Below are 8,269 nucleotides of genomic sequence, written 5' to 3' on the forward strand. Positions count from 1 at the left end.
ATTATTATTTCCAGTAAAGGAAAGCTGCACTACAGCCATACAAAGATACAACATGCTCTTCGCCCAAACAAATTTCACCGCTTTTATTTGCCACGCCACACGACTTTATTTTATAGAAATAATGCTTACTAAATTTGCGAATAAAGGCAGGATAATGTATCTTTGCAGGCAGTAAGACTTCAGCCCGCATAAGTGTGCCGTACAGCCCACCTATGCGGGCTGTATAGTTTACATCTGTGGGCTCTACAGCCCACGAATGTGTGCCCAAGAAAAGCGACTGATTCAAGTTGATTATCCAAGCTGCAATTGTAGGTTATCTTGCTGCAAAACAAGATTTAAAATGCCTTTTAAAAGGCATTTTAGCTACATTAACCCATAATAGAAAAGACATGTACGCAAAGTATGATTTTCGCAAAAAGCCGTCTTCGAAAGAAGACGAAGACGAACAGCCGTTATATCCCCGCATCGTATCGAACGGAACCATCGACTTTCAACAAATTGTAAAAGAGATCGCTCAAGCTTCCAGTTTTACACCGGCAGACATTGAAGGAGTTCAGCTAGCTATTGAAAATAAAATATCCGAATATTTAGTCAGCGGACACCACGTCCAGTTGGGGAACCTTGGATATTTTTCAGCCAAGTTAAAAGCACGCCCGGTGATGGATGCCAAAGAGATACATGCACAGTCCATTTATTTCGATAATGTAAATTTTCGTCCATCATCTTCTTTCCGAAAGAAGGTTCGCGGATTTGTGGAAAAAGCGAAGTCGGGATTTGCACATTCCGCCGAAGTTCCGGTGGAAGAACGCCGGCGCAGGCTGGAGAAATTTCTGGATGAACGACCGATGATACGACGCAAAGAGTATACGCAACTAACGGGACTACTAAAGAACAAAGCACTGAATGAATTGAACGGATGGGTGAAGGAAGGAGTACTTGACACCATTGGAAGCGGCAGTCATAAAATTTATGTGCGGGTTAATGCCATGAAAGATTAAACAGCAAAAACAGTGGAATAAGAATGATAGATACCCATATTTCATGAAGAAAATATGATAGATACAAAATTTCAGAAACATCTATCATTCTTATTCATCAGATAATAACTATATTAGCAAAAAGAATGAGAGTTATGATAGTTGTTTTCTACTCTAGGGGTAATCCTTAACTCTAACTATTTAAAGTTTTTATTCTTCGTAATAAGTAAAGACACGCTCCACATAAGGTTTCAGTATATGTCCGAGTCCTGTGCCTGAATCAACATAATCTTTGAAATTCTTTGTTTCAATCCAGTTGCCATTCGCATCATATTCGTAGTCCTGAAAATCTTTATAGAGTATTTCAAATCCCGGTCGCTTGTCAATTGACCGACCTTGTTCGTCATATTTTTCTTGCAGAAAACAACGACTACAACAGCTTTATTTTTTCATGTTTTGTTTTCTTGTATGTTACAATATTTCGGCGCAAAGATAACAAAACCAATTCTAAAATATAACTGACACAAAAGATTACTTCCATGTTATTATAATATCATCAAAGCATAATAACTCTATAATATCTTTCATGCTTTCCACTCAGCCAGTATTGAATTAAAATCTTCAAGCATCAAGTCAAAGTCATAATCCAGCTTCTTCTTTTTCAGCTTGTTGGTAACATGGTTCAGAGCAAGTAGAATATATTCACTTAGCTTCGATTTCTGTTTGGCATGACTCAATTCACTGAATTCTTTCTCAAGGCATAGTCCGATTCTAATTTTCCCGGTATCTGCCCTGAATGGTCCAAATTCAAAACGATTGCGAAGATAATATCCATTCTTCTCTATTTCTTGCCTGGTAAACATAGTGAGCAATGTCCGATAGAAATCTTTTTGTTTCAATTTCAACTTTTCATCAGCAATGATATAGTTTGTTTTACAATGGTCATGATCATAATAGCTATACGAACAATTAATTATAATTCGATTAATAGTACGTCCGTACATCTCTGGGCGCATCCTTCTATCCAACTCCGGTTTCAATTCTTTATCAACACTCTCGATTACTGCTTTGGAGTTTTCATAACAGTTATCAATTGTCCTCCTTATCCAAACCGGATTTTTAGGAATCCAGTTTCGCTGGCTTTCAAGTCTTATATCTTGTATATCTTCCTTTATCTCATATTTCCAAGACACAGATTGCTTTTGATTCGGGTCGTCAGGACTCGAACAATAGCTTGTTCTTCCCTGCTCCATAGTAAAACCGTTGACTCTTTTCGACCAAATGGCATCGACAAAACGAGTTTCTCCAAATTTATTTTGAAAACAAGTCGCGGGGTTTCCATTAAAGAATTGCCCTCTCAATGCTTCGACAGGTTCGTGATTTCCCCAGCCGATAATAGCCAGGCTCTCGCAAAGACGAACGGCTTTATTCCATTCTCCGGCATTTTTATAATCCGCATATTTCAGAAACTCGGCAAACAAGCGTTCGCGCAACTGTTCTATTTCTGATTGGGATTGCAAAAATTCTTCCAGTTCTTTTAAGTCTTCTATTTCAAATATCCTTTGCTCCATCACATTTGCCCTTAATTTCAATCCCAGTTTTTTTAGTATTATACAGACAAATCTCAGTCTCTTTCTTTCTCTTTTTCCACAACTGCCACGAATTAATAATATTCTGCCACATTATATATAATAGCATACAAACCTGATTATCAAAATAAAAGCCCACCTATTACTAACAGTGGGTAACAAAATAATAACAAAAAAACGAAGAAATTCGTTTAGTGGTGGGCTTCGTGTGCAAAAGTAACAAAAGGCAATTACCTGCTCAAAAAATAAATAAGACTTTTTCCTTACAATAGCTTTTTCAAATCCTCAATGTCCGGCAGAGCGTTACGAAGTCGCTCCGGCATATCCTTGGACGCACGGTATGTAGCAACTCCCATCGGTTTGTTATAATCACGAACTGCAAACTCTACAAAGGTTTGATTCATTTCCCTGCAAAGAATTATTCCTATAGAGGGATTTTCATGCGGCTTTCTGATATATGTATCTAAGGCGGATAGATAAGTATTCAACTGCCCCAAATAAGATGTACGGAATTTTCCGGATTTAAGTTCGACCGCGACCAGGGAATTAAGCTCCCGATTGAAAAAGAGCAAATCAATGAACATTTCTTCACCTGCAACCTCCATGCGATATTGATTGCCTATAAAACTGAAATCTTGCCCAAAGGTCATGATGAACTTCTTCACATTGGCAACAATTGCCTTTTCCACTATCTTTTCGTCCAAATCCTCTTCTTGCTCATTCAGTTCCTCCACATTGATGAAATCAAGCAAGTATTCATCTTTAAATGAACAAACAGCTTTTAAAGCTTGCTTAGTATCAGGCAATGTTTGTGCGAAATTGTTAGGCAAAGTTCCCCGATGGCTGTACAGGTCTGCTTTTAAGTAATCCCTTAAAGTGTACTTACTCCAATAGCGAGTGGCGCACTCATGTATATAAAACAGCCTTGCTTCCAAAGTCTTAGCTTTGGATATTATTTCGGTATGATGACTAAAGCCGATTGAAAGGAAGTCTGACCAGTTAAATTCATCAGCCAGTGGCTGATGAATTTCTACAAGAAGCAATTTTTCATTCAACACCAAATCATCAGCCAACGGCGGATGATTTAAAACCTTATCCCACTCCTCATAAAAAATACGCATATTTCTTATGCTTGTTGCTGAAAATCCCCTTAGCCCCGGCAATTCTTTTTGCAACAGAGAAGATATTTGTTCAATCGCACCTTTCCCCCAGAAGCCTGTACGAGAATTTTCCGACACGTAACGTCCGATGCCGTAATAAAGAGATAGCTGTTCCTTGTTCACCGATGCGGCTGCACGGTACTGGCTGCGTAGGATAGCTTCTTTTATGGTCTTTACTGCTTCTCTATAATTCTGATTTATACCCATTTGCGCTTTGTTATATGCGACAAAAGTACAAAAATAATGCTGGCGAAAAGAAAACAAAGGTATTTTTTTCTTTTCACCAGCACCTATCTTGCTGTCAGGACAAAGAAGTTTAGTCCGTTTTGGATATATAAACAAAGGAACGTACTAAACTCAATCTGTAATCTTTTTATTATAAATGTTTTGCATTTTTCACAGCGAGAACTATTTAGCTCGACTCCTCTGCAAAGTCTTTTTTCCCTCGTATATATGGCCCCCCACAAAAGACACCACAAGCAGGAATACGACCATCATAACTTAATTTTAGCCACCTCCCTTGCCATTCTAAAATTAGTAAGAGAAAGCTGATTCGCTTTGCGCTTTTGTTCTCCCTCTACTACATAACCTTTTTTTTCAAAGAAAGGACGAGCTGTTAAACTCACTTCGGATGTAATCCGCACAATGCCGGCTGTAATTGCATACCGTTCTATTTCTTCCAAAAGCATCGTGGCAATACCCTTACCTTGAAAATCCTTGTGAACAAACATAGAATGTAAATAGCCTTGAGACGTAATAGATGAAAAACCAACGATTTGTGACCGTTGATTAACAGCTACAATAAAATAGTGAGTCTTTATCATATCCTCTATTTTAGAAAGATCATCTCCGCACGATGCCCAATCTTCAACCTCTGCCTGTGAATAGTCACGCCTGTTTATCACTAACACTGTGTTTCGATATAGAGACTGAATTTCCTCTATATCCGTATTTAAAGCTATCCTTATAGTAATCATATAATCCCTAATTATTCACTATTTTATCTCTTTCTTTCTCTTTTTCCACAACTGCCACGAATTGATTATATTCTGCCATAACACATACGAACCGGGAGCCACAGAAGACAATGGATTCAAATATGTATGCGCCATCCAAATAGCCAGAATCGTATTCTTTTGCCCAAGTGCTTGCCCACCACTGATACGGTCATTATAAATCGAGCCGATTGTCTTCCCCAAAAAGAACTGCAAACAACAGGCAATCAGTGCACCGACAGCAATCATGATTTCCGTAAAACCATCCGCCGGGTCATTGAGCAAGGAATACAATGTTTGCGCAGTTACGATAGCTAAAGATACAGCCCACAAATAAAAAGCAAGTTCATGATAACCCAATAACTTCTGATGTACTTTCGGCAAACACTTGCTCAACAACCAGGCAGCCAAAAAAGGACAAATCAACAACGGAAATACCTTACCTAAAATAACAAGAAACGCCTCCCCAAAAGTGACATCAGGATGCACCTCCACCAAAGGAAATAGAATAGGCACAGCAATAGCCGCTCCAATATTTGCTATCAATGTATAAGTGGTCAGACTGGCTGCACTCCCTCCCAACTTGGAAGTAATCACCGCAGCAGCTGTAGCCGTAGGACAAATTATACAAACCATCACTCCCTCTGCTACTATTTTATCAAAGCGATAAAGCAAAAGATAAGCAGCCAACGCCCCGCCAATCTGAATCAACAACAACCACATATGGAGAGGTTTAGGCTTCAAATCACGAGGAGATACCTTGCAGAAGGTCAATAGCAACATTGTAAAAATAAGATAGGGAGTCAGAAAAGAAAGACTGATAAACAGCGGATAACCTGCAGCACCTACCAGCATAGCAATAGGTAACGTCCAATTCTTCAAAAACTTAAGCATCGTCGTACATTTTAACTTCGAAGCACAAAGTAACGGAGATTTCGGGAAAAAAGCTATCATTAAACCGAAAAAAACACAAAACTTAATGGCAAATCATGAGTTTTCTACAAATTTCTACTACATTTGCACCGTATTATAGATATGAAACTGAATAGACCGTACATATTATACATATTCATTTGCCTCTGGCTACTTTTTCTACCCTCATGTACCAACCACTTATGGGGGAAAGATTTCGTAGTAGTTATCGATGCCGGACATGGTGGACATGACCCTGGTGCTATAGGCAAAATCTCGAAAGAGAAAAATATCAATCTGAACGTTGCCCTGAAAGTGGGAAATCTAATCAAGAGAAACTGCGACGACGTCAAAGTGATCTACACCCGTAGCAAAGATGTATTTATTCCTTTGGACCGGCGGGCAGAAATTGCAAACAACGCAAAGGCGGATCTCTTTATTTCCATTCACACCAACGCACTGGCAAACAACCGTACAGCCAAAGGGGCTTCAACCTGGACGCTGGGTTTGGCCAAATCAGACGCTAACCTGGAAGTTGCCAAGCGGGAGAACTCCGTTATCCTCTACGAAAGTGATTATAAAACAAGATATGCCGGTTTCAATCCGAACTCTGCCGAATCATATATTATATTTGAGTTCATGCAGGACAAATATATGGAACAGAGCGTACACTTGGCCTCGCTGATGCAAAAACAGTTCCGCCAAACCTGTAAACGGGCAGACCGGGGAGTGCATCAAGCAGGATTCCTCGTCTTAAAAGCAAGTGCGATGCCAAGCATTCTAATAGAATTGGGATTTATTTCTACTCCGGAAGAAGAACGCTATCTGAATTCCGAAGAAGGGGCCGGAAGTATGGCCAAAGGTATTTACCGGGCTTTCCTGAATTACAAACGAGAACATGAGTTACGCCTTACGGGAGTCAGCAAAACGATTATCCCAACCGAGCAGGAAGAAGACAACGCCCCGGAAATTGCCCAAAAGGATACTGAAAGCTTAAACACAGCTCCTCAACAGCAAGAATTACTAGCCGAAGCAAAAACCAAACCTGCCGCAACAGCAAAAACAGCACCGAAGCGCCCAATTGTAGCAGAAAGCGCAACCAATGACAGTGAAATTACGTTCAAGATACAGATACTCACTTCTTCCAAGCCTCTCGCCAAAAACGACAAACGGCTGAAAGGACTGAAAGACGTAGATTATTATAAGGAAGGGGGAATATACAAATACACGTATGGATCCTCCGCCGATTACAACAAGGTGTTGCGTACGAAGCGCACCATTACGGCACAATTCAAGGATGCCTTCATCATCGCTTTCCGAAATGGAGAGAAAATGAACATCAATGAAGCGATTGCCGAATTCAAGAAAAGAAAAAATAAATAAAAAGATAAAATGAAGTACATTACAAAAGAAGTCAGAATAGGTATTGCAGGTATCGTTGCACTATGTGTGCTTATATATGGAATCAACTGGCTGAAAGGTATACACATGTTTCAGCCTTCCAGCTATTTCTATGCCAAATTTGAAAACGTAAACGGACTCACTAAATCAAGCCCGGTATTTGCCGACGGTGTCCGTGTAGGTATTGTACGTGACATCTATTATGATTATGTCAAACCCGGAAATGTGATTGTTGAAGTAGAACTGGACACCGAGCTGCGAATTCCTAAAGGAAGTACCGCCGAACTCGTATCCGAACTTATGGGAGGCGTACGTATGAATATTCTCCTGGCAAACAACCCACGTGAAAAATATGCCATAGGAGATACCATTCCCGGCACACTAAACAACGGAATGATGGAAAGCGCAGCACAACTGATACCGAAAGTGGAAGAGATGCTGCCTAAGCTGGACTCTATCCTCATCTCCCTGAACAATATCTTAGGTGACAAAAGCATTCCTGCTACACTGCACTCAATAGAAAAAACAACCGCCAACCTGGCAGTAGTCAGTTCACAGGTGAAAGGACTAATGAGCAACGATATTCCCCAACTCACAAGTAAACTGAATACCATCGGAGACAACTTTGTGGTCATCAGCGGAAATTTGAAAGAGATAGATTATGCAGCCACTTTCAAAAAAATAGACGAAACACTGGCTAACGTAAAAATACTTACAGAAAAATTAAACAGCAAAGATAACACGCTCGGTCTGCTCTTCAACGACCCGACTTTATACAATAATCTGAACGCTACAACAGAAAATGCAGCCAGCTTATTAGAGGACCTGAAAGAGCATCCGAAACGATACGTTCACTTCTCATTATTCGGCAAGAAAGATAAGTAGCAAATTCTTGTTATATAGATTTTATCTAAATAACAAGGAGCTTTCAAAAGAAAGTAGATTGCTCTTCAAATGTCTATCTATAAACCGAAATAATATTCCCGTACAAACGTACAAAGATGAGAAAATTGCTAATTTCAAGCACGTAAAACATTAATATACAAATACTTATAAAATTGCAAGAGAGGGTAAGCAGACTGTGTCCGACAACAAATACATAAGTCATTGAAAGTAAACACATTATTGTTCGCATGAAAAAAACAAGAAAAAATAGATTTGTTTTTTCCGAATAAGATTCCCAATTTTGCAAACGTAGAAGTTTTGCTTAATTAATAAATGTATTAAAAGTTACT

At 39.4% G+C, this 8,269-nt stretch carries 9 protein-coding genes; 3 read left to right on the forward strand and 6 right to left on the reverse strand.

The window, feature by feature from the left end; genetic code table 11:
* Positions 1-4: 4 nt before the first annotated feature.
* Positions 5-286: a hypothetical protein gene (locus tag NXX38_RS26500; protein WP_258981799.1), complete on the reverse strand. Its 282-nt coding sequence runs from the start codon at positions 284-286 to the stop codon at positions 5-7.
* Positions 287-389: 103 nt separating this feature from the next.
* Here NXX38_RS26500 and NXX38_RS26505 point away from each other — a divergent pair, with 103 nt between their 5' ends.
* On the forward strand, positions 390-998 hold the full coding sequence (locus NXX38_RS26505; protein WP_004306640.1) for an HU family DNA-binding protein: 609 nt from the start codon (positions 390-392) through the stop codon (positions 996-998).
* Between the two features lie 230 nt (positions 999-1,228).
* Here NXX38_RS26505 and NXX38_RS26510 read toward each other — a convergent pair whose 3' ends face one another.
* The 5 genes from NXX38_RS26510 to NXX38_RS26530 form a co-directional block, all read right to left on the reverse strand.
* Entirely contained in the window at positions 1,229-1,384 is a 156-nt protein-coding gene (locus tag NXX38_RS26510; protein WP_258981801.1) for a hypothetical protein, read from the reverse strand.
* 177 nt (positions 1,385-1,561) lie between these two features.
* Positions 1,562-2,548 carry a hypothetical protein gene (locus NXX38_RS26515; RefSeq protein WP_309569443.1) on the reverse strand — a complete coding sequence of 329 codons (987 nt, stop codon included), beginning with the start codon at positions 2,546-2,548 and terminating at the stop codon, positions 1,562-1,564.
* 281 nt (positions 2,549-2,829) lie between these two features.
* A complete protein-coding gene (locus NXX38_RS26520) occupies positions 2,830-3,933 on the reverse strand; it encodes a YhcG family protein (RefSeq protein ID WP_148365214.1) in 1,104 nt (367 codons plus the stop codon).
* 287 nt (positions 3,934-4,220) lie between these two features.
* Positions 4,221-4,703, reverse strand: coding sequence for a GNAT family N-acetyltransferase (locus tag NXX38_RS26525; RefSeq protein ID WP_195649131.1), 483 nt, complete (start codon positions 4,701-4,703; stop codon positions 4,221-4,223).
* 18 nt (positions 4,704-4,721) lie between these two features.
* Positions 4,722-5,675 (reverse strand): bile acid:sodium symporter family protein, encoded by a 954-nt coding sequence (locus tag NXX38_RS26530; RefSeq protein ID WP_217721247.1) that lies wholly within the window; start codon positions 5,673-5,675, stop codon positions 4,722-4,724.
* Positions 5,676-5,756: 81 nt separating this feature from the next.
* Here NXX38_RS26530 and NXX38_RS26535 point away from each other — a divergent pair, with 81 nt between their 5' ends.
* Entirely contained in the window at positions 5,757-7,016 is a 1,260-nt protein-coding gene (locus tag NXX38_RS26535; protein ID WP_258981805.1) for an N-acetylmuramoyl-L-alanine amidase, read from the forward strand.
* Positions 7,017-7,025: 9 nt separating this feature from the next.
* On the forward strand, positions 7,026-7,919 hold the full coding sequence (locus NXX38_RS26540) for an MlaD family protein (protein ID WP_074638127.1): 894 nt from the start codon (positions 7,026-7,028) through the stop codon (positions 7,917-7,919).
* The last annotated feature ends 350 nt before the right edge of the window (positions 7,920-8,269 follow it).

Origin of the sequence: Bacteroides sp. BFG-637, assembly GCF_024793605.1 — a bacterium.
GTDB lineage: Bacteria > Bacteroidota > Bacteroidia > Bacteroidales > Bacteroidaceae > Bacteroides > Bacteroides vicugnae.